The sequence below is a fragment of the Geodermatophilus bullaregiensis genome, from assembly GCF_016907675.1.
Classification (GTDB): domain Bacteria; phylum Actinomycetota; class Actinomycetes; order Mycobacteriales; family Geodermatophilaceae; genus Geodermatophilus; species Geodermatophilus bullaregiensis.
Genome location: NZ_JAFBCJ010000001.1, coordinates 663,082 through 684,765, shown reverse-complemented (window position 1 = coordinate 684,765; position 21,684 = coordinate 663,082). Strand labels below are relative to the sequence as shown.

The window sequence follows — 21,684 nt, the reverse complement described above, 5'->3', positions numbered from 1 at the left end:
CGCGGAGGCGCGCGACCGGGACACCGCCGAGTGCCCGTGGGTGCGTGGGGCGGGACGGGTCCGCCGGTAGATTGGCCCGACGTGAGCCCGACCGGACCCGGGTCGGTGCCCCGGCCAGCGGGGAACCGCCCGCTCGCCCTCCGTGCCCTCGCCGACCTCGTCGGCGACCCCGTGCAGGGCGACCCCGCCACCGCCGTCACCGGCGTCACGCTGGCCTCGACGGAGGTGCGGCCCGGTGACCTCTACGCCGCGCTGCCCGGCGCCCGGACCCACGGCGCCCGCTTCGCCACCGACGCCGCCGCCCGCGGCGCCGTCGCCGTCCTCACCGACCCGGCCGGCCGCGAGCAGGCGGCCGCGACCGGCCTGCCGGTCTGCGTGGTCGACGACCCCCGCGACCGCCTCGGCGACGTCGCCGCCCGCGTCTACGGCGAGCCCGCGGCGCGGCTGCCGGTCATCGGCATCACCGGCACCAACGGCAAGACGACGACGAGCTACCTGGTCGAGGCCGGCCTGGCCGCCGCCGGCCGCGCCACCGGCCTCATCGGCACCGTGCAGTCGCGCACCCGCGGCCGCGACGGCACCGAGGTCGCCCTCCCCAGCGTCCGCACCACCCCCGAGGCCCCGGTGCTGCACGCGCTGCTGGCCACCATGGCCGAGTCCGGCGTCGACGCCGTGGTCATGGAGGTCTCCAGCCACGCGCTGGTGCAGGGCCGGGTCGGCGGGGTGGCCTTCGCCGCCGCCGGGTTCACCAACCTCAGCCAGGACCACCTCGACTTCCACCGCGACCTGGAGGACTACTTCCGGGCCAAGGCGCTGCTCTTCGACGGCCGTGCCGCCCGCGAGGTCGTCGTGGTCGACGACGAGCACGGCCGCCGCCTGGCCGGGATGCTCGGCCGCCGCGCGGTGACCGTGTCCGCCGAGGGCGCAGCCGCGGACTGGACGGCGACCGGCGTCACCACCGCCTCCGACGGAGGCTCGGCGTTCACCCTGACCGGGCCCCGCGGCAGCCGGCCGGCCCGCGTCCGGCTGCCCGGGCGGTTCAACGTCACCAACGCCGTCCTCGCCGCCGCGCTGCTCGACGCGATCGGCGTGCCGGTGGACGCCGCGCTCGAGGGCATCGCCACCACGGTCGTCCCGGGGCGGATGGAGCCGGTCGACGCCGGACAGCCGTTCACCGCGGTCGTCGACTACGCGCACACCCCCGACGCCGTCGCCACCGCCCTCGCCGCGCTGCGGAGCGCGACCCGGGGCAGGCTGATCACCGTGCTCGGCTGTGGCGGTGACCGTGACCCCGGCAAGCGCCCGGCGATGGGCGCCGCCGCGGCCCTCGGCAGCGACCTGCTCGTCGTCACCGACGACAACCCCCGCTCGGAGGACCCCGCCGCCATCCGCGCCGCGATGACCGCCGGGGTGCCGGCCGACCGGCGCGGCGCCGTGGAGGAGGTCGGCGACCGGCGCGCGGCGATCGCCCGCGCGGTGCAGCTGGCCCGGCCCGGCGACACGGTGCTCGTCGCCGGCAAGGGACACGAGACGGGTCAGGAGGTCGCCGGCACCGTGACGCCGTTCGACGACCGCGCCGTGCTGCGCGAGGTGCTCGCCGCGCTGTCGCCCGCCGGGGCGGCCCGCCGGTGATCGCCCTGACCCTCGCCGAGGTCGCGGAGGCCGTCGGCGCAGCGTTGCCGCACGCCGCCGAGGGGACCGTCACCGGTGTGACCCTCGACTCGCGCGGCGTCTCCGCCGGCGACCTGTTCATCGCCGTGGCCGGCGAGCGCGTCGACGGCCACGACTACCTGGACGCCGCCGCGGCCGCCGGCGCCGTCGCCGCGCTGACCAGCCGTCCCGGTGGGCCGCTGCCGGCGCTCGTCGTCGAGGACACCGTCGCCGCCCTCGGCCGGCTGGCCGCGCTGGTGCACGGCCGGCTCACCGGGGGTGGGCTGGTCACGCTCGGCATCACCGGCTCGTCGGGCAAGACCTCGACCAAGGACCTGCTCGGCCAGGTGCTGGCCACCACCGGGCCCACGGTCAGCCCGCCCGGCTCGTACAACAACGACATCGGCCTGCCGCTCACCGTGCTCTCGGCCGACGCGGACACCCGCTACCTCGTGCTGGAGATGGGCGCGCGCGGGATCGGGCACATCGCCCGGCTGTGCGCCGTCGCCCGGCCCGACGTCGGCGTGGTCCTCAACGTCGGCTCGGCGCACCTGGGGGAGTTCGGCTCGGCCGACGTCATCGCGCAGGCCAAGGGCGAGCTGGTCGAGGCGCTGCCGGAGCCGGGCACCGCCGTCCTCAACGCCGACGACCCGCGGGTGGCCGGCATGGCGCCGCGGACCCGCGCCCGGGTGGTCACCACCGGCCGCTCCGCCGGTGCCGACGTCCGGGCCACCGCCGTGACGCTGGACGACGCCGCCCGCGCCCGGTTCACCCTCGTGGCCCGCGGCCCCGCCGGTGTGGAGGAGCACCCGGTGGCGCTGCAGGTGGTGGGGGAGCACCAGGTCGCCAACGCGCTGTCGGCCGCCGGCGCCGCGCTGGCCGCCGGCCTGACCCCGGCCGCCGTCGCCGCCGCCCTGTCCGCGGCGCAGCCGCGCAGCCGCTGGCGCATGGAGGTCACCCGCCGCGCCGACGGCGTCACGGTGGTCAACGACGCCTACAACGCCAACCCCGAGTCGATGCGGGCCGCCCTGGCCGCGCTCGCGGGGCTGGCCGGCACCCGCCGGGTGGCCGTCCTCGGCGGCATGGCCGAGCTGGGTCCCGACGCCGTCCCCGAGCACGAGCGGCTGGGCCGCGACGCCGTCGCCGCGGGTGTGGACCTCGTCGTGGCCGTCGGACCCGATGCGGTAGGGATAGCGACGGGTGCCACGGCCGCCGGTGCCCGCGAGGGGGAGGGCGTGGTGTCCGTGCCCGACCGGGTGGCCGCCCGCGAACTGCTGTCGGAGGTGCTGGTGCCCGGTGACGTCGTGCTGGTGAAGGCCAGCCGGTCCCACGGGCTGGAACTGCTCGCCGCCGACCTGCTCGCCGCCGAGGCAGGCGCGTGAAGTCCGTCCTCGTCGCCGCGTCCCTCGGGCTGATCATCTCGATCCTCGCCACGCCGCTGGCCGTGCGCACCTTCCGGCGCCGCGGCTTCGGCCAGGAGATCCGCGACGACGGCCCCGAGTCGCACCTGTCGAAGAAGGGCACGCCCACGATGGGCGGCACCGTCATCGTCGGGGCGACCGTCGGCGGCTACCTGATCGCCCACCTCTTCCTGATCGGCCAGCCCGGCCGCGGCGTCACCGCCACCGGCCTGCTGCTGCTGTTCCTCATGGTGGGGCTGGGCACCGTCGGGTTCCTCGACGACTACCTGAAGATCCGCCACCGGCGCAGCCTGGGCCTGAACAAGACGGCGAAGCTGGTCGGCCAGCTGGTCGTGGGGGTGGGCTTCGCCGTCCTCGGGCTCAACTTCCCCGACGAGGGCGGGATCACCCCGGCGTCGGAGTCGGTCTCCTACGTCCGCGACATCGAGCCGCTGTTCCTCGGCTCGGTCGGCTTCGTCGTCCTGGCGTACCTGTTCATCGCCGGGTTCTCCAACGCGGTCAACCTCACCGACGGCCTCGACGGGCTGGCGGCCGGCTGCTCGGCGATGGTGTTCGGCGCCTACGTCGTCATGAGCTTCTGGCAGTTCACGCACGACTGCGTCGCCGCCGCGGTCGACGGCTGCTACCAGGTGCGCGACCCGCTCGACGTCACCCTGGTCGCGGCCGCGGCCATGGGGGCGTGCCTGGGCTTCCTGTGGTGGAACACCAGCCCGGCGCGGATCTTCATGGGCGACACCGGCTCGCTGGCCCTCGGCGGCCTGATGGCCGGCATCGCCGTCGTCACCCGCACCGAGCTGCTGCTCGTCGTCCTCGGCGGCCTGTTCGTCGCGGTCACGCTGTCGGTGGTCATCCAGGTGGCGTTCTTCCGCGCCACCCGCCGCCGGGTCTTCCGCATGGCGCCGCTGCACCACCACTTCGAGCTGGCCGGGTGGGCGGAGAACACGGTGATCGTGCGGTTCTGGCTCGTGACCGGGATGGCCGTGGCCTTCGGTCTGGGGCTGTTCTACGCCGACTGGCTGACCGTCACCGGCCTGTGAGCGGGCCGGCCCGCGTCCGCCCGGCGCGACACGCCCCGACCCTGACCCGGCGTGGCCCGATGAGCGGCGACGATGGCGGGATGGACAGCCGGACCGCTCCGTCCCGAGGCGGCACCCGCCGCACCCCCGGCCGGGCCGCTCCGGGAGTGCGGCCGCGCCTGCGCGGGCCGGCGTGGCTCGACGGCCCGATGACCAGCTGCCACCTGGTCATCGGCGCGGCCGGGCTGCTGCTGGCCATCGGGCTGGTCATGGTCTTCTCCGCGTCGGCGATCGAGGCGGCGCTCAACGACGAGCCGGCGTGGCGGCCGGGGCTCGACCAGCTCGTCTTCGCCGCCCTCGGGCTGGTCGCGCTGGTGGTGGCGGTGCGGCTGCCGGTCGGGCTGCTGCGGCGCTGGTCCCCGGTGGCCCTGATCGCCGTCACCGTCCTGCTCGTGGCCGTCCTCGTGCCCGGCATCGGCACCACCTACAACGGCTCGCGGGCCTGGATCAGCCTCGGGTTCACCGACTTCCAGCCCTCGGAGCTGTCCAAGCTCGTCCTCGCGCTGTGGGGCGCGCACGTCCTGGCCCTGCGCGGCCGGCACCTGACGGTCAGGACGCTGCTGCTGCCGCTGGTCCCGGTCTTCCTCGTCCTCTCCGTCCTGCTCGTCCGCGAGCCGGACTTCGGCGCGGCGGTGAGCCTCGCACTGGTGCTGGTCGGGCTGTTGCACGCCGGCGGCGCGCCGTGGCGGGTCTGGGCCGTCATCGGGGCGAGCGGCGTCACCGCCGTCGTCCTGCTGGTGGTGAGCGCGCCCTACCGGCTGGAGCGGATCACCGCGTTCCTGGACCCCTTCGCCGATCCGACCGACACCGGCTTCCAGGCCATCCGCGGCTTCTACGCGCTGGCCACCGGCGGCCTGTGGGGCGTGGGCCTGGGCAACAGCGCGATGAAGTGGAACCTGCTGCCCGAGGCCGAGTCGGACTACATCTTCGCGATCATCGGCGAGGAGCTCGGCTTCCTCGGCTGCCTGGTCGTCGTCACCCTCTACGCGGTGCTGGCCTACGCCGGCTTCCGCATCGCCCACCGCTCGGCCGACCGGTTCGTCCAGCTGGCCAGCGTGGCGATCACCGTCTGGCTGGTCGGCCAGGCGGCCATGAACACGGGCTACGTGGTCGGCCTGCTCCCGGTCACCGGGGTCACGCTGCCGCTGGTGTCCGCCGGTGGCACCTCGCTGGTGCTCACCCTCTTCGTCGTGGGGATCCTCATCCGCTTCGCCCGCTCCGAGCCCGAGGCCATCGAGCACGCCCGCCGCGCCGAGCGCGGCCGCCTGGCCCGCTGGCTGCTGCCGGTGCCCGCGCACGCCGTCGACCCGGTCCGGCCCCGCCGGCCGCGTCCCGCGCCGCGCCCGGGCGCCGGGGGCGTCTCGCGGGCCGGGGCCCGCCTCGCCGCGCAGCTCGACCCCCAGCTCGACCCGCAGCTCGACCCCCAGCCGGCCCGGTCCGGCCCGCTGCCCCGCCGCCCGGTCGACGCCCACCCGGTCCGCCGGCCCACCGACGGGCCCCGGCCCGACCGGCGGGGCGCGCCGCCGGCCGGCCGCCGTCCCGAGCGGGTGCCCGGCCGCCCCGCGGACCGCCCGGGGCGGTCCCGGTGAGCGCCGGCGGGACGGCGACCAGCGTCGTCCTGGCCGGCGGCGGCACCGGCGGCCACATCGAGCCGATGCTCGCGCTGGCCGACGCGCTGCGCCGCCGGGAGCCGGGGCTGCGCATCACCTGCCTGGGCACCGCCCGCGGCATGGAGACCCGGCTGGTGCCCGCGCGCGGCTACGACCTGCGGCTGATCCCGCCCGTGCCGCTGCCGCGCAGGCCCACGCCGGACCTGCTGCGGGTGCCGGGCCGGGTGCGCCGCTCGGTGGCCGAGACCCGCGCGCTGCTCGACGAGCTCGGCGCCGACGTCGTCGTCGGGTTCGGCGGCTACGTCGCCCTGCCGGCCTACCTCGCCGCGCGGCGGAGCAGGCGGGGGCGGGCGGGGATCCCGATCGTGGTGCACGAGCAGAACGCGCTGCCGGGCCTGGCCAACCGGGTCGGCGCCCGGCTGGCCGCCCGCGTCGCGGTGACCGTGCCGGGGACGCCGCTGCGGCGCGGCGAGCACGTCGGGATGCCGCTGCGCTCGGCGATCACCACGCTCGACCGCGCCGGCCGCCGCGCCGAGGCCCGCGCCGCCTTCGGCCTGGACGACGACCGGCCCACGCTGCTGGTCTTCGGCGGGTCGCAGGGCGCGGCCTCGCTGAACCGGGCGGCGACCGCGGCGGCCGACGCGCTGACCGCGGCGGGCATCCAGGTGCTGCACGCCCGCGGCCCGAAGAACACCGACGTGACCGTGCCGGCCCGCCCGGCCGGCGCCGCGCCCTACGTCGTCGTCGACTACCTCGAGCGGATGGACCTCGCCTACGCCGCCGCCGACCTCGCCCTGTGCCGGTCCGGCGCGGTCACCGTGGCGGAGCTGTCGGCGGTCGGGCTGCCCGCGGCGTTCGTCCCGCTGCCCATCGGCAACGGCGAGCAGCGCCGCAACGCGCTGCCGGTCGTGGAGGCCGGCGGCGGGCTGCTCGTGGAGGACGCCGAGCTGTCCGCCGCCTGGATCCAGGCGACCCTCGTGCCGCTGCTCACCGACCCGGCCGCGCTCTCTGGGTACGCCGCGCACGCCGCCGCGGCCGGGGTCCCCGACGCCGACGAGCGGCTGGCCGACATCGTCCTGGAGGTGGCCCGTGACCGCTGACGCGACCGCCGCGTGGACCGCGCCGGTGCCCTCGCTGGAGGAGCTCGGCGCCGTCCACTTCATCGGGATCGGCGGTGCCGGCATGAGCGGCATCGCCCGCATCCTGCTGGCCCGCGGGGTGACCGTCTCCGGCAGCGACCGGCGCGACACCCCGACCCTGCTGGCGCTGCGCGCCCTCGGCGCGCGCGTGTCCCTCGGGCACGACGCGGCGGCCCTCGGCGACGCCGACTCGGTGGTCGTCTCCTCGGCCATCCGCGAGGACAACCCCGAGCTCGCCGGGGCCCGCGCCCGCGGGCTGCGGGTGCTGCCGCGGGCGGTGGCGCTGGCCGCGGTCATGGCCGGACGGCGCAGCGTCGCCGTCGCCGGCACCCACGGCAAGACCTCGACCACCTCGATGCTGACCGTGGCCGTGCAGGCCTGCGGCGTCGACCCGTCGTTCGCGATCGGGGGCGACCTCAACGAGTCGGGCAGCAACGCGCACGCGGGGCAGGGCGACGTCTTCGTCGCCGAGGCCGACGAGAGCGACCGCTCCTTCCTGCTGCTGGCGCCCCACGGCGCGATCGTCACCAACGTCGAGGCCGACCACCTGGACAACTACGGCGACCTGGCCGCCGTGGAGGCCGCCTTCGACCGGTTCCTCGGCACGGTCGCCCCCGAGGGCTTCGTCGTCCTGTGCGCCGACGACCCGGGCTCCGCGCGGCTGCGCGACGTCCCCACCCCGGCCCGGGTGCGCACCTACGGCACCGCCGGCGACGCCGACCTGCGCCTGGCCGACCTCGAGGTCGGCCGCGAGGCCACCAGCTGGACCGCCGTCCTCGACGGCACCGAGCTCGGCCGGGTCCGCATCCGCGTGCCCGGGGAGCACATGGCCCGCAACAGCGCCGCCGCCCTCCTGGCCGGGCTGGAGCTGGGCCTGCCCGCCGCGGGGCTGATCGCCGGGCTCGAGCGCTTCGGCGGCGTGCACCGCCGCTTCGAGCTCAAGGGCTCCGCCGCGGGCGTGCGGGTCTACGACGACTACGCCCACCACCCCACCGAGGTGACCGCCCAGCTGCGCGCCGCCCGCGCGGTGGCCGGCGAGGGGCGCGTCGTGGTCGCCTTCCAGCCGCACCTCTACAGCCGGACCCGCGAGTTCGCCGCCGCCTTCGGCGAGGCACTCGGCCTGGCCGACGAGGTGGTGGTCATGGACGTCTACGGCGCCCGCGAGGACCCGGTACCCGGCATCACCGGCGCCATGGTCGCCGACGCCGTCCCGCTGCCCGGCGACCGGGTGCACTTCGAGCCCTCCTGGTCGGCGGCCGCCCCGGCGCTGGCCGCCCGTGCCCGACCCGGCGACCTGGTGATCACCATGGGCGCCGGCAACGTGTCCATGGTGGGGCCGGAGGTGCTCACCGCCCTCGCCGGCGACGGGACGGCCGGCGGCGCGACCCCCACCGGCGGCGGCTGCGCGGACCCCGACCGGTGAGCCGCTCCGGTCTGACGACCGCCGACCGGGAGCGCGGTGTCCCGGTCGAGGTCGCCCGGCCGGCCCGCCGCCGCGTGCGCCCCGACACCCCTTCCGAGCGCCGCCGGCGCCGGGTCGTGCGCGCCGCCCTGGCGCTCGCCGTGGTCGCGGCCGTGTGGTGGGCGCTGTGGTACAGCCCGCTGCTGGCCGTGCGAACGGTCCGGGTCGACGGCGCCACGACGCTGACGGCCGACCAGGTCCGCACCGCCGCCGGCGTCCCCGGGGGCACACCGCTGCTGCGGGTGGACGTCGACGCCGCCGCCGCCCGCGTGGCCCGGCTCCCGCAGGTGGCCTCGGTCGAGGTGACCCGCGGCTGGCCGCGCAGCGTCGTCGTCACCGTGGTCGAGCGGCGGCCGGTCGCCGTCGTCGAGCGGGTCGGCACCCGGTCGCTGGTCGACGCCGACGGCATCCTGTTCGACACCGTCACCGGCGACGCGCCCGACGGCGTCGTGCCCCTGGACGTGGCCACCCCCGGCCCGGACGACCCGGCCACCCGCGCGGCACTCGGCGCCCTGGTGTCCCTGCCGCGCGAGGTCCGCGCCGCGGTGGCCGGCGCCCGGGCCGGCAGCGGCGAGGACGTCACGCTGACCCTCACCGACGGCACCACCGTCGTGTGGGGCGGGGCCGACGACGCCGCGGACAAGTCCGACGTGCTCGTCGCGCTGCTCGACCAGGTGGCGGCCGGGAACCTCGAGCCGGCCGGGACGATCGACGTGAGCGCGCCCGGCGCCGTCGTCCTCCGCTGAGGCGAGGACGTCCCTGCCCCCACCACTCGCAGGCTCGCGGCGGGACCCGGGACGGGGCCGCCGTTGCTCGCACAGCGTGGTCCCGTGGGCGCGGACGGCAGCCGGGACCCCGCGAGCCGACACGCCGGACGCCGCGACACGCCCGACACGGCAGATGAGTTGTGCGCGTTCCCGCACCGGCCCTCGGACCGTGTCTCGACCCGGGGATGAGACCTGCGGCAGGCGGGTCGTCACCGAGGGTGGTGCAGATGTGACCAGCGGGTCGCCGGAGGCCGGTGAGGTCCCGGTCTGCCGACACGCCGGGCCGGGGAGGGTGCTTGTAGGCCCCGTCGCGGCCCACCTAACTTCGTCCCGTCGACCCAGTTGACATAACTATAAGGCTTTACTTGAGGATGAGGGTCGAGGTCGGGAGCCCCACATGACACCTCCGCACAACTACCTCGCGGTCATCAAGGTCGTCGGCATCGGCGGCGGCGGTGTGAACGCGGTCAACCGGATGATCGAGGTCGGTCTGAAGGGGGTGGAGTTCATCGCCATCAACACCGACGCCCAGGCGCTGTTGATGAGCGACGCCGACGTCAAGCTCGACGTCGGCCGCGAGCTGACCCGCGGCCTCGGCGCCGGCGCGCAGCCCGACGTCGGCCGGCAGGCCGCCGAGGACCACCGCGAGGAGATCGAGGAGGTGCTCAAGGGCGCCGACATGGTCTTCGTGACCGCCGGCGAGGGCGGCGGCACCGGCACCGGTGGCGCGCCCGTGGTGGCCTCGATCGCCCGCAAGCTCGGCGCGCTGACCATCGGCGTGGTCACCCGGCCGTTCTCCTTCGAGGGCAAGCGCCGCGCGGTGCAGGCCGAGTCGGGGATCGAGGAGCTGCGCAACGAGTGCGACACGCTCATCGTCATCCCCAACGACCGGCTGCTGCAGCTGGGCGACCGCAACGTCAGCGTGATGGACGCCTTCCGCACCGCCGACCAGGTGCTGCTCTCCGGTGTCCAGGGCATCACCGACCTGATCACCACGCCCGGCCTGATCAACCTGGACTTCGCCGACGTCAAGTCGGTCATGTCCGGCGCCGGGTCGGCGCTCATGGGCATCGGCAGCGCGCGCGGGGACAACCGGGCGCTGCTGGCCGCCGAGCAGGCGATCGCCAGCCCGCTGCTGGAGGCGTCGATGGAGGGCGCCCACGGCGTGCTGCTGTCGATCTCCGGTGGCTCGGACCTCGGCCTGTTCGAGATCAACGAGGCCGCCTCGCTGGTGTCGGACGCCGCGCACGCCGACGCCAACATCATCTTCGGCGCGGTCATCGACGACGCCCTCGGTGACGAGGTGCGGGTGACCGTCATCGCCGCCGGCTTCGACGGCGGGCGTCCCTCGGCGCGCAAGGACGGCGGCGTCGCCGCGGTCCCGGCGGCCCCGGCCGCCCCGCCGGCGCTGCCCCGGGTCGCCCCGCCGCCGCTGGCCCCGGCGGCACCGCGGGCCACCGGTGAGCGGCTGGTGGGCCAGGTCCCGCCGGCGCAGGCCGTGCCCCCGGCGCCCGTCCGGCCCGCGGCACCCGCCGGCGGTGGCATCACCGTCCCGCCGCTGCCGCCGGTGCAGAACGCCGCACCCGGCACCGCCGCCGGGCGCCGTCCGCTGGGCAACGAGGACTTCGAGGAGGAGCTCGACATCCCGGAGTTCCTCCGCCAGTGAAAGGACCCCCTCGCCCCCCACGCCTCGCTCCGCTCGGCGCGGGTCCCTGCGAGGGGGCCGTTCCAGCACCTCACCAGCTCGCGGCGGGCCTCTGCACGGGGGCCGCTCGGTGAGCGCGACCTCGGCCGCCCCGCCGGCGGTGCGCCCTCGACGGGTGGTCACCGACCGGCGGGGCGGCCGCTCACGTCCGCCCTACGACACCTTCGACCTCGGCGACCACGTCGGCGACGACCCGGCCGACGTCGCGGCCAACCGCGCCCGGCTGGCCCGCGAGCTCGGCGTACCCGGCGACCGGCTGGTCTGGATGGAGCAGGTGCACGGCACCGGCGTCACCGTCGTCGACGGCCCGGTCCAGGGTCCGCTGCCCGCGACCGACGCCGTCGTCACCCGCACGCCCGGCCTGGTGCTGTGCGTGCTGGTCGCCGACTGCGTGCCGGTGCTGCTGGCCGACCCCGTCGCCGGGGTGGTCGCCGCCGTCCACGCCGGCCGCGAGGGCGTCCGGCAGGGCGTGGTCGCCGCCACGCTGGCCGCGATGGCCCGGCTGGGCAGCCGTCCCGCCGACACCACCGCGCTGCTCGGGCCGGCCGTCTGCGGCTCCTGCTACGAGGTGCCCCGCGCCATGCAGGCCGAGGTCGCCCGGGTCGCCCCCGCGGCCGCGGTGCGCACCCGCGCGGGGACGCCGGGGCTGGACCTGCGCGCCGGCCTCGCCGAGCTGATGACCCGCGCCGGGCTGGCGCAGGTCGTGCACGACCCGCGCTGCACCGTCGAGGACCGCCGGCTGTTCAGCCACCGCCGCGACGGCGTCACCGGGCGCCAGGCCGGCGTCACCTGGCTGGGGTGAGGACCCCCTGCCCCACCGCTCGCAGGCTCGCGGCGGGACCCTGCAGGGGGGCCACGACCAGCGGGATGATCGCCGCATGAGCGCACCGGCGACACCCGCGGCCCGGCGCCTCGCCGCCGTCCGGGAGCGGATCGCCGCGGCCGCCCGGGCCGCCGGGCGCGACCCGGCCTCGGTCGCGCTGCTGGCCGTGAGCAAGACCTGGCCGGCCGACGACGTCCGGACGCTGGTCGCGCTCGGGCAGACGGCGTTCGGCGAGAACCGCGCCCAGGAGCTCACCGGCAAGGCCGCGGCGCTGGCCGACCTGCCGATCGAGTGGCACTTCGTCGGCCAGCTCCAGCGCAACAAGGCCGCCGCCGTGGCCCGCACCGGCGCGGTCGTCCACTCCGTCGACCGGCTGCCGCTGGCCCGGGCGCTGTCCCGGGCGGGGGAGGAGACCGGCCACCCGGTCGGTGTGTTCCTCCAGGTCGACCTCGGCGGCGCCGCGGGGGAGCTGGCCGAGCGCGGCGGCGCCGACCCCGCGGACGTCCCCGCCCTCGCCGATGACGTCGCCGCGCTGCCCGGCGTGCGGCTGCGCGGCCTCATGGCCGTCGCCCCGCGCGGGGAGGAGCCCGGTCCGGCCTTCGTCCGTCTGGCCGCGCTCGCCGAGCGGCTGCGCGCCGACCACCCCGAGGCCGCGGAGGTCTCCGCCGGGATGAGCGCCGACCTCGAGGAGGCGGTCGCGGCGGGCGCCACGCTGGTGCGTGTCGGAACCGCGCTGTTCGGCCCCCGGCCTCTAGCCTCGCCCGGAGTCACACCAGTCACAGGGGCCCCACCGAGGTCCCCGGAGGAGGTCTGATGGCCGGGGCCATGCGGAAGATGGGCATCTACCTCGGGCTCGTCGAGGACGACGACGCCCGCGCCTACGGGCGCTACGACGCCCGTCAGGCCGACCCGGCCGGCCACTACGAGCCCGACCGGTACGACGGCGAGCGCTACGACGGCGACCGCTACGACGAGCGCCGCCGTCCCGAGGGGCGCTACGAGGGCCGCTACGAGGACCGCTACGCCGCCGACCCGCACGGTGCCGAGGCCCCCTACGGCTCCTTCGACTCCTACGGCGGCGAGTACGACCGCTACGACGACCGTCGCTACGACGACGAGCGCGACGGTGGACGGGGCCTCGACCGCGCCCCGGGCCGCGGCGTCGAGCTGGCACCCGCGCCCGATCCCGAGCCGGTCGCGCTGCGCCGCGGCGGGGCGACCCGCCTGGGCCTGGCGCAGCCGGCGTCCGCCGGTGCCGGCGGCATCTCCGCGCCCGCTGCCTCCGGGCCGTCCCGGATCGGCTCCGTGGGCGGCGGCCTGGGTGGTGGCGTGGGTGGTGGCATCGGTGTCGGCGGGGGTCTCGCCGGCGCCGCCGCCGGCCTGGCCGCCCGCGAGCCGGTCGCCGCGGTGCCCGAGCCGGCCCCCGCGCCGGTGCGCGAGCCCTACCGCATCACCACGCTGCACCCGAAGACGTACAACGAGGCCCGCGCGATCGGCGAGGCGTTCCGGGACGGCAGCCCGGTCATCATGAACCTCACCGAGCTCGACCACGCCGACGCGCGGCGGCTCGTCGACTTCGCAGCGGGGCTGATCTTCGGGCTGCGCGGTAGCATCGAGCCCGTCACGGCCAAGGTGTTCCTGCTCTCCCCGCAGGACGTCGACGTGACGGCCGAGGACAAGGCCAAGATCCGCGAGGGCGGGTTCTTCGACCAGTCCTGAGGTCGTCCGTCCGGCCGGGGCGTGCAGGCAGGTCGGCACGGCACCGCGGGTGCCCCGGGACGAACGAGGACAGTGACTCTCTTCTGGCAGATCGTCTCGTCGATCCTGCTCGTCTTCCTCATCCTGCTGTTCGCGCGTTTCGTCGTGGACTGGGTGATGGTCCTGGCGCGCAGCTGGCGCCCGTCCGGGCTGGTGGCCGCGGGGCTCGAGGTCGTCTACGCGACGACCGACCCGCCGCTGAAGGCGATCCGGAAGGTGATCCCACCGCTGAACCTGGGGTCCATCAGGCTGGACCTCGCGTTTATGGTGCTCCTGATCGCCGTCTACATCCTGCGGGGCATCACCCAGTCGCTGGCCATCGCCGCGTGACCTCAGGTCCGCACGAGGGACCGAGCGCCGCCCCGACCGACCCCCACCCGCCGTCCGACCCGAGGTGAGCCCCTTGCCACTCACGCCAGCCGACGTGCACAACGTCGTCTTCAAGAAGCCGCCGATCGGGAAGCGCGGCTACGACGAGGACGAGGTGGACGCGTTCCTCGACGTGGTGGAGGCCGAGCTCGCCCGGCTGATCGAGGAGAACAACGAGCTGCGCTCGGGCTCGAGCACCGGCCGGGTCACCGCCCAGCCCGTCGCCCCCGAGCCGACCCCGGCACCCGCGCCGCCGCCGCCGCAGCCCGCCGCGCGCGAGGACGACACCGCGCGCGCCTCCCGCATGCTGGCCCTGGCGTCGGAGACCGCCGACCGCTACGTCAACGAGGCGAAGACCCAGGCCGACCAGATGGTGGCGTCGGCGAAGACCGACAGCGAGCGGATGCTGGCCGAGGCCCGCGCCAAGAGCGAGCAGATGGTCAACGACGCCAAGCTGCGCGCCGACTCGATGATCAACGACGCCCGCACCCGCGCCGACACGATGGAGCGCGAGGCCCGCGCCAAGGCCGCCGCCCTCGACCAGGACGCCGAGCGCCGGCACCGCGAGGTCATGGGCCCGCTGGAGGAGAAGCGCGCCGGCCTCGAGCGCAAGATCGAGGAGCTGCGGACCTTCGAGCGCGAGTACCGCACGCGCTTCCGCTCCTACCTCGAGTCGCACCTGCGCGACCTCGACACCCGCGGCTCCGCCGAGCCGTCCTCGGCCAGCCGGCAGAACCAGCACGCCCCCGCCTGAACCCGCCGCGACAGGGCCCCCGGACGACCGTCCGGGGGCCCTGTCGCGTTCCCGGGGCGCCACTCGCCGTGAGCGCAGCGCCGTTACAGTCGCCTCGTGGTCCTGCTCGCCGGCCTGCTCGTCCTCGCGGGCCTCGGTCTGTTCGTCACCGGCGTCCTGACCGACGTCGCCACCTGGTACTGGGCCTGCGTGGCCACCTGCGGCCTCGCCGCGGTGCTGCTGCTCGTCGCCCGGCTCCGGACGCCGGCGGGGGACCGGTCACCGGTCCCGGACACCCCGGCCCGCCCGGTCCCGCCCGCGACGGACCACGGGCCGACCCGCGGTGACACCCCCCGGGCTCCGGCGCAGCCGACCGCCGACCGGCACGGGGCCCCGGCCACCCGGAGCCCGGAGGACGGCGCCCGTCCGGCCGCGCCGCCGGCCACCCGGTCGGCGCCCGGGGGACCACCGGCCGCCGGCGAGCCCGCGGAGGAGGACGTCGAGGTCACCGACCTGCTGCTGGTGGTCGACCTGACCGACGAGGTGCTCGTCGTCGACGAGCACCCGCGCTACCACCTCGGCGGCTGCCGCTGGCTGGCCGGCCGGGAGATCGTCCCGCTGCCGGTCGGCGAGGCGCGCACCGACGGGTTCACCCCGTGCGCCGTGTGCGGCCCCGACGCGCACCTGGCGGGGGTCGAGCGCGCCCGCCGGGCCGCCCGCCGCGCCTGACCGACGGCCTGCCTGCAGGGTCCCGCCGCGGGCTCGCGAGCGACGGGGGCAGGCAGGCCCTCCGTCAGGCGCGGGCGACCCAGAAGCGCGAGCCCTGCGGCCCCTCGACCCCGGGGCCCTCGCCGGCGGCGCCGGCGTGCACCGCCACGGCGAGCACCTCGCCGGCGACCTGCTCGCCGTGCTCGGTGAGCGCCTCGGCGAGGGCGCCCCCGGCGGTCCACCACAGCTCGATGCGGTCGCTGACGGCCAGGCCGCTGGTCTTGCGGGCCTCCTGCACCAGCCGCACCGCCTCGCGGACCAGGCCGGCGCGCTCCAGCTCAGGGGTCAGCTCGAGGTCGAGCGCGACGGTCAGCCCGCCGCCGCTGGCCACGGTCCAGCCCTCGCGCGGTGTCTCGGTGACCACCAGGTCGCCGTCCTCGAGGGGCACGCTCGCGCCGTCGACCTCGACCGACGCCGTCCCGGCCCGGTAGGCGGCCACCAGCGCGGCCGGGTCGGCCGCGGCGACGGCCCTGGCCACCGCCTGCACCTGCCCGCCCAGCCTCCGCCCGACGGCGCGGAAGTCGACCTTGACGCGCACGTCGACCAGGTCGCCGCCGACGGCGGAGAGGTCGGCCAGCTCGGTGACGTTGAGCTCGTCGGCCACCTCCGCCACCAGGTCGCGGGGCAGGGACGCCCAGCCGGGCGCGGCGACGACGGCCCGCGCCAGCGGCTGCCGGGTGCGCACCTTCGCCGACGTCCGCGCGGAGCGGCCGAGCTCCACCAGTCGCCGGACCAGGTCCACCTGCGCCAGGAGCTGCGGGTCGCGGGCGGCCTCGTCGACGGCCGGCCAGGAGGCCAGGTGCACCGAGTCGGGGGCGTCCGCGCCGAGGCCGGGCGCCACGACCGCCGTCCACACGGAGTCGGTGAGGAACGGGGTGAACGGCGCCATGAGCCGGGTCAGCCCGTCGAGCACCTCGTGCAGCGTGCCCAGCGCCGCCGGGTCGCCGTCCCAGAAGCGACGGCGGGAGCGGCGCACGTACCAGTTGGACAGGTCGTCGACGAACTGGGCGAGCAGCCGCCCGGCGCCCTGGGTGTCGAAGGCCTCGAGGGCGTCGGTGACGCCCTCGGTGACCGCGGCCAGCTGCGCCAGTGCCCAGCGGTCGAGCAGCGGTCGCTCCTCGCGCGGCGGCACACGGTCGCCGTCCCGCCCGCCCGCCGGGTCCCAGCCGTTGGTCTCGGCGTAGAGGGTGAGGAAGCTGGCGGTGTTCCAGTAGGTCAGCAGGACCTTGCGGACCACCTCGGACAGGGTCTCGTGGCCCACCCGGCGGGCCGACCACGGCGATCCGCCGGCCAGCATGAACCAGCGGACGGCGTCGGCACCGTGCCGGTCCATCAGCGGGATCGGCTCGAGGATGTTGCCCAGGTGCTTGCTCATCTTGCGGCCGTCCTCGGCGAGGATGTGGCCCAGGCACAGCACGTTCTCGTAGGAGCTCCTGCCGAACACCAGCGTGCCCACGGCCATGAGCGTGTAGAACCAGCCGCGCGTCTGGTCGATGGCCTCGCAGATGAACTGTGCCGGGTAGGCGGCCTCGAACTCCTCGCGGTTGCGGTGCGGCGCGCCCCACTGCGCGAAGGGCATCGAGCCCGAGTCGTACCAGGCGTCGATGACCGGCCGGACCCGCCGGTAGGTGCCCTCCTCGCCGGGACGGGTGAAGGTCACCTCGTCGATGAAGGGCCGGTGCGGGTCGAGGTCGGCGAGGTCCCGTCCGGTCAGCTCCGACAGCTCGGCCAGCGAGCCGACGGCGACCATCCGGCTCGGGTCGGCGTCGTTGCGCCAGATGGGCAGCGGTGTGCCCCAGTAGCGGTCGCGCGAGAGCGCCCAGTCGACGTTGTTGTTCAGCCAGTCGCCGTAGCGGCCCCACTGGATGGTCTCCGGGTGCCAGTGGGTCTTCTCGTTCTCGGCGAGCAGCTGGTCCTTGACCGCGCTGGTGCGGATGTACCAGGACGGCTGCGCGTAGTACATGAGCGGCGTGTGGCAGCGCCAGCAGTGCGGGTAGCTGTGCTCGTAGCGCTGCTCGCGCCACAGCACGCCGCGGGACTGCAGGTCGACGACGAGGGCGTCGTCGGCGGCCTTGAAGAAGTGCCCGCCCACCAGCGGCAGCTCCGGCAGGAAGTGGCCGGACGAGTCGATCGGGTTGACCACCGGCAGGCCGTAGGAGCGGCAGACGGCGAGGTCGTCGGCGCCGAACGCGGGGGACTGGTGGACCAGCCCGGTGCCGTCGTCGGTGGTGACGTAGTCGGCGAGGACGACGAAGTGGGTGTCCTCGCCCTCGGGGAAGTCGACCAGCTCGAAGGGCCGCCGGTAGTGCACCCGCTCCCAGTCGCGGCCGGTGGTGCGCGCGAGCACCTCGACGTCGTCGGGATCGCCGAAGACGGCGCCCAGCAGCGGCTCGGCGACGACGAGGGTGTCCTCGCCGCGCCTCGCGACGAGGTAGGTGACGTCCGGGTGGACCGCCACGGCGGTGTTGCTCGGCAGCGTCCACGGCGTCGTCGTCCAGACCAGCAGGTCGGCCTTCCCGGCCCACTCGCCGTCGGTGACCGGCAGGCGGACGTAGACCGAGGGGTCGGTGATCGACTCGTAGCCCTGGGCGACCTCGTGGTCGGACAGGCCGGTGCCGCAGCGCGGGCAGTAGGGGGCGACGCGGTGGTCCTCGACCAGCAGGCCCTTGTCGAAGACCTGCTTGAGCGACCACCACACGCTCTCGATGTAGGCCGGGTCCATCGTCCAGTAGGCGGTGGACATGTCGACCCAGTAGCCCATGCGGCGGGTGAGGTCGCTGAACGAGTCGACGTGGCGCATGACCGACTCGCGGCAGCGGGCGTTGAACTCGGCGATGCCGTAGCGCTCGATGTCGGGCTTGCCGGCGAAGCCGAGCTCCTGCTCGACGGCGATCTCCACGGGCAGGCCGTGGCAGTCCCAGCCGGCGCGGCGGGGCACGTGCCAGCCCTGCATGGTCTTGAAGCGGGGGAAGACGTCCTTGAACGCGCGGGCCTCGATGTGGTGGGTGCCGGGGCGGCCGTTGGCGGTGGGCGGCCCCTCGTAGAAGACCCACTGCGGGCGGCCCTCGGTCGCCTCCAGGGAGCGGGCGAACACGCCGCGGTCCTCCCAGCGCCGCAGCACGTCCTGCTCGAGCGCGGGCAGGTCGACCTGGGGCGGCAGCGCACGGAACGGAGAACTCACGGCTCCATCATCCCCGAGGCGTCGAGCGGGATCGCCGCCGAGGCACCGGGTGCCCGGGGGCGTCGAGCGTGCCCCGGTGCCGGGGCGACGGCCCCCGTCCCGGGGTACGGGAGGATGCGGCCATGGGCGGGGCGCGGTGAACACCACGGTCACCGTCGCCCTGGCCGTCGGGGCGCTGGTCGTGCTCGTCGCCGCGATCGCCCTGCGCCTGTCCGACCGCCTCGGCCTGCCCAGCCTGCTGCTGTACCTGGCGCTCGGCGTGGCGCTGGGGGAGAGCGGCGTCGGCATCGAGTTCGAGGACGTCGCGCTCACCCAGACCCTCGGCGTCGCCGCGCTCGTCGTCATCCTCGCCGAGGGTGGTCTGACCACCCGCTGGGCCGACGTCCGGCGGGCGGTCGGCCCGGGCCTGGCGCTGTCGACCGTCGGGGTGCTGGTGAGCGTGGCGACGACGGCCGCGATCGCCGTCGCGCTGCTCGGCCTGGACTGGACCTTCGCGCTCCTGCTCGGCGCCGTCGTCAGCTCCACCGACGCCGCCGCGGTGTTCGCCAACCTGCGCCGGCTGCCGCTGCCCCGGCGGATGGCCGCCGCGCTGGAGGTGGAGAGCGGCCTCAACGACGCGCCGGTCATCCTGCTGGTCATCGCGCTGGCCGACACCCTCACCGGCGAGGCGACGGCGGTCTGGTGGGTGACCGCGCTCGTGGTGGTCGCCGAGCTGGCCGGCGGGTCGGTCATCGGCATCGTGCTGGGCGCCGGCGGGGCGTGGCTGCTGCGGCGCTCGGCGCTGCCGCTGTCGGGCTTCTACCCGCTGGCCACCCTCGCGCTGTGCGTGCTGGCCTTCGCCTCGGCATCGCTGGCGCACACCTCGGGGTTCGTCGCCGTCTACCTGTGCGGGCTGGTGCTGGGCAACGCGGCGCTGCCGCACCGGTCGGCCACGATCGGCTTCGCCGAGGGGATGGCCTCCCTCGCGCAGATCGGGCTGTTCGTGCTGCTGGGGCTGCTGGTCTCACCCGGCCGGCTGCCCGGCGCGATCGGCCCGGCGCTGGTGGTCGGCCTGGCGCTGCTGCTGGTCGCGCGCCCGCTGTCGGTGGCCGCCAGCCTGGTCTGGTTCCGCATGCCGTGGGCGCAGCAGGTGTTCATCTCGTGGGCGGGCCTGCGCGGCGCGGTGCCCATCGTGCTGGCCACCTTCCCGCTGACCGCGCAGGTGCCCGAGGCCGCGCGCGTCTTCGACACGGTGTTCGTGCTCGTCGTCGTCTTCACCCTCGTGCAGGGCTGGTCGCTGCCGTGGGTGGCCCGCCGGCTCGGTATCGCCACGCCGCTGACCCCGCGCGAGGTCGAGGTGGAGTCCGCCCCGCTGGAGGAGCTCGACGCCGAGCTGATGCAGATGCGGGTGCCTGAGGGCTCCCGGCTGCACGGCGTCTACCTGCCCGAGCTGCGGCTGCCCGAGGACGCCGCGGTGGTGCTCATCGTCCGCGACGGCCGCTCGTTCGTGCCGGACGCGACCACCCGGCTCATGCGCGGGGACCAGGCGCTGCTCGTCTCGGCCCGCCGCTCCCGCCCCGAGGCCGAGCGCCGGCTGCGGGCGATCAGCCGCGCCGGCCGGCTGGCCGCCTGGCGGGGTGAGGAGGGCGCGGTCACCGAGGTGGACTGACCGATGCCCCGCCACTCGCGAGCTCGCGGCGGGACCTGCAGCGGGGCCGAGGTCAGCCGTTGAGCTCGAGGGTCTGCGTGGTCTCCTCGCGGACGGCGGCCAGCAGGGCCGGGTCGGAGGAGAGGTCGCGGCCGTAGGAGGGGATGGCCTCCTCCAGCGCACCGCGGCGGACGGCGACCCGGTCGGGGAAGCAGCGCTCGACCAGCGTGAGCATCGCCGAGACGGCGGTCGAGGCACCCGGCGAGGCGCCCAGCAGGCCGGCGATGGACCCGTCGGAGCCGACGATCAGCTCGGTGCCGAACTGCAGCACGCCGCGGCCGGTCGTGGCGTCCTGCTTGATGACCTGCACCCGCTGGCCGGCGGTGACCATCTCCCAGTCGGCCTGCTCGGCGAGCGGCACGAAGGCGGTCAGCGTGCGGTGCCGGGCGCTGCGCGACTGCAGCAGCTCGGTGACCAGGTACTTCGTCAGCGCCATCTCGGTGCGCGCGACGCCGAGCATCGAGCCGAGGTTGTCCGGCTTGACGCTCAGCGGCAGGTCGAACACCGAGCCCGCCTTGAGGAACCTCGGCGAGAAGCCGGCGTAGGGGCCGAACAGCAGCGAGTACTCGCCGTCGACCAGGCGCAGGTCCAGGTGCGGCACCGACATCGGCGGCGCGCCGACGGCGGCCTGGCCGTAGACCTTGGCCTGGTGCCTGGTCACCAGCTCGGGGGAGCGGGTGCGGAGGAACAGGCCGCTGACCGGGAAGCCGCCGAAGCCGCGGATCTCGGGGATGGCGGCCTTCTGCAGCAGCGGCAGCGCGCCGCCACCGGCGCCCACGAAGACGAAGCGGGTGCGCACCGAGCGCTCCTCGCCGCTGCGCCGGTCGGTGACGGTGACCCGCCAGCGGCCGTCGTCCAGGCGCTCGAGGCCGGTGACCCGCTGGTGGGTGTGCACCTGCACGCCGCGCTCCTCGCCCTGGGCGAGCAGCAGCCGGGTGAGCGCGCCGAAGTTGACGTCGGTGCCGGCGACCGAGCGGGTCGCGGCGACCGGCTGCCGGGGGTCGCGGCCGTCCATCACCAGCGGCACCCAGCGCGCCAGCTCGGCCGGGTCGTCGGTGTGCTCCAGGCCCGCGAACAGAGGCTCGGCCGACAGCGCGGCGTACCGGTTGCGCATGTACGCCCGGCCGGCCTCGCCGGTGACGAAGCCGACGTGCGGGACCGGGGTGATGAAGTCCTTGGGGGAGCCGGTCAGCCCCGTGCGGACCAGGTGCGACCAGAACTGGCGCGAGACCTGGAACTGCTCGTTGATCGTCCGGGCCTTGGTGGCGTCCACCCGGCCGTCGGGACCGGCGGGGGTGTAGTTGAGCTCGCACAGCGCGGCGTGGCCGGTGCCGGCGTTGTTCCACGCGTCCGAGCTCTCCCCGGCGACGTCGGCCGCGGACTCGAAGACGGTGACGCTCCACTCGGGAGCGAGGACACCCAGCAGCGACGCCAGGGTCGCGCTCATGATGCCGCCCCCGACGAGGACCACGTCGGGATCGGTGGCTGAACCGAGGTCGGTGGACACGACTGCCTCTCTGCCGTGGACGTGTGCC

General features: G+C 76.0%; 17 protein-coding genes. 15 read left to right on the top strand and 2 right to left on the bottom strand.

Going from position 1 to position 21,684, the window contains the following annotated elements; genetic code table 11:
• Positions 1-81 precede the first annotated feature (81 nt).
• The 14 genes from JOD57_RS03140 (at position 82) to JOD57_RS03075 (ending at position 15,242) form a co-directional block, all read left to right on the top strand.
• On the top strand, positions 82-1,632 hold the full coding sequence (locus tag JOD57_RS03140) for a UDP-N-acetylmuramoyl-L-alanyl-D-glutamate--2,6-diaminopimelate ligase (protein ID WP_204690560.1): 1,551 nt from the start codon (positions 82-84) through the stop codon (positions 1,630-1,632).
• On the top strand, positions 1,629-3,032 hold the full coding sequence (locus JOD57_RS03135) for a UDP-N-acetylmuramoyl-tripeptide--D-alanyl-D-alanine ligase (protein ID WP_204690559.1): 1,404 nt from the start codon (positions 1,629-1,631) through the stop codon (positions 3,030-3,032). The genes JOD57_RS03140 and JOD57_RS03135 overlap by 4 nt, the downstream gene beginning before the upstream one ends.
• The gene (gene mraY, locus JOD57_RS03130) at positions 3,029-4,108 is read left to right on the top strand and encodes a phospho-N-acetylmuramoyl-pentapeptide-transferase (RefSeq protein ID WP_204690558.1); all 1,080 of its coding nucleotides are present in this window, start codon (positions 3,029-3,031) and stop codon (positions 4,106-4,108) included. The genes JOD57_RS03135 and mraY overlap by 4 nt, the downstream gene beginning before the upstream one ends.
• A gap of 80 nt (positions 4,109-4,188) precedes the next feature.
• On the top strand, positions 4,189-5,736 hold the full coding sequence (gene ftsW, locus JOD57_RS26050; protein WP_275582054.1) for a putative lipid II flippase FtsW: 1,548 nt from the start codon (positions 4,189-4,191) through the stop codon (positions 5,734-5,736).
• Complete coding sequence (gene murG / locus JOD57_RS03120) at positions 5,733-6,857, top strand: undecaprenyldiphospho-muramoylpentapeptide beta-N-acetylglucosaminyltransferase (RefSeq protein ID WP_204690557.1); 1,125 nt, start codon at positions 5,733-5,735, stop codon at positions 6,855-6,857. Before ftsW ends, murG begins: the two co-directional genes overlap by 4 nt.
• Positions 6,847-8,319: a UDP-N-acetylmuramate--L-alanine ligase gene (gene murC / locus JOD57_RS03115; protein WP_204690556.1), complete on the top strand. Its 1,473-nt coding sequence runs from the start codon at positions 6,847-6,849 to the stop codon at positions 8,317-8,319. The genes murG and murC overlap by 11 nt, the downstream gene beginning before the upstream one ends.
• Complete coding sequence (locus JOD57_RS03110; protein ID WP_307824418.1) at positions 8,316-9,104, top strand: cell division protein FtsQ/DivIB; 789 nt, start codon at positions 8,316-8,318, stop codon at positions 9,102-9,104. The genes murC and JOD57_RS03110 overlap by 4 nt, the downstream gene beginning before the upstream one ends.
• A gap of 418 nt (positions 9,105-9,522) precedes the next feature.
• A complete protein-coding gene (ftsZ, locus tag JOD57_RS03105; RefSeq protein ID WP_204690555.1) occupies positions 9,523-10,791 on the top strand; it encodes a cell division protein FtsZ in 1,269 nt (422 codons plus the stop codon).
• 109 nt (positions 10,792-10,900) lie between these two features.
• Positions 10,901-11,632 (top strand): peptidoglycan editing factor PgeF, encoded by a 732-nt coding sequence (gene pgeF, locus JOD57_RS03100; protein WP_204690554.1) that lies wholly within the window; start codon positions 10,901-10,903, stop codon positions 11,630-11,632.
• Positions 11,633-11,708: 76 nt separating this feature from the next.
• Positions 11,709-12,467: a YggS family pyridoxal phosphate-dependent enzyme gene (locus JOD57_RS03095; protein WP_204690553.1), complete on the top strand. Its 759-nt coding sequence runs from the start codon at positions 11,709-11,711 to the stop codon at positions 12,465-12,467.
• On the top strand, positions 12,467-13,372 hold the full coding sequence (locus tag JOD57_RS27190) for a cell division protein SepF (protein ID WP_204690552.1): 906 nt from the start codon (positions 12,467-12,469) through the stop codon (positions 13,370-13,372). The genes JOD57_RS03095 and JOD57_RS27190 overlap by 1 nt, the downstream gene beginning before the upstream one ends.
• A 72-nt stretch (positions 13,373-13,444) precedes the next feature.
• Positions 13,445-13,741: a YggT family protein gene (locus JOD57_RS03085; RefSeq protein WP_204690551.1), complete on the top strand. Its 297-nt coding sequence runs from the start codon at positions 13,445-13,447 to the stop codon at positions 13,739-13,741.
• 73 nt (positions 13,742-13,814) lie between these two features.
• Positions 13,815-14,534, top strand: coding sequence for a DivIVA domain-containing protein (locus JOD57_RS03080; protein WP_204690550.1), 720 nt, complete (start codon positions 13,815-13,817; stop codon positions 14,532-14,534).
• A gap of 96 nt (positions 14,535-14,630) precedes the next feature.
• Positions 14,631-15,242, top strand: a complete 612-nt coding sequence (locus JOD57_RS03075) for a hypothetical protein (protein WP_204690549.1) — start codon at positions 14,631-14,633, stop codon at positions 15,240-15,242.
• Between the two features lie 64 nt (positions 15,243-15,306).
• Here JOD57_RS03075 and ileS read toward each other — a convergent pair whose 3' ends face one another.
• Entirely contained in the window at positions 15,307-18,462 is a 3,156-nt protein-coding gene (gene ileS / locus JOD57_RS03070; protein ID WP_204690548.1) for an isoleucine--tRNA ligase, read from the bottom strand.
• Between the two features lie 136 nt (positions 18,463-18,598).
• Between ileS and JOD57_RS03065 the strand changes: the two genes are divergently transcribed.
• On the top strand, positions 18,599-20,110 hold the full coding sequence (locus JOD57_RS03065; protein WP_204690547.1) for a potassium/proton antiporter: 1,512 nt from the start codon (positions 18,599-18,601) through the stop codon (positions 20,108-20,110).
• Positions 20,111-20,162: 52 nt separating this feature from the next.
• Here the strand turns inward: JOD57_RS03065 and mqo are convergent, their stop codons facing one another.
• Positions 20,163-21,656, bottom strand: a complete 1,494-nt coding sequence (gene mqo / locus JOD57_RS03060; RefSeq protein ID WP_204690546.1) for a malate dehydrogenase (quinone) — start codon at positions 21,654-21,656, stop codon at positions 20,163-20,165.
• Positions 21,657-21,684 lie beyond the last annotated feature (28 nt).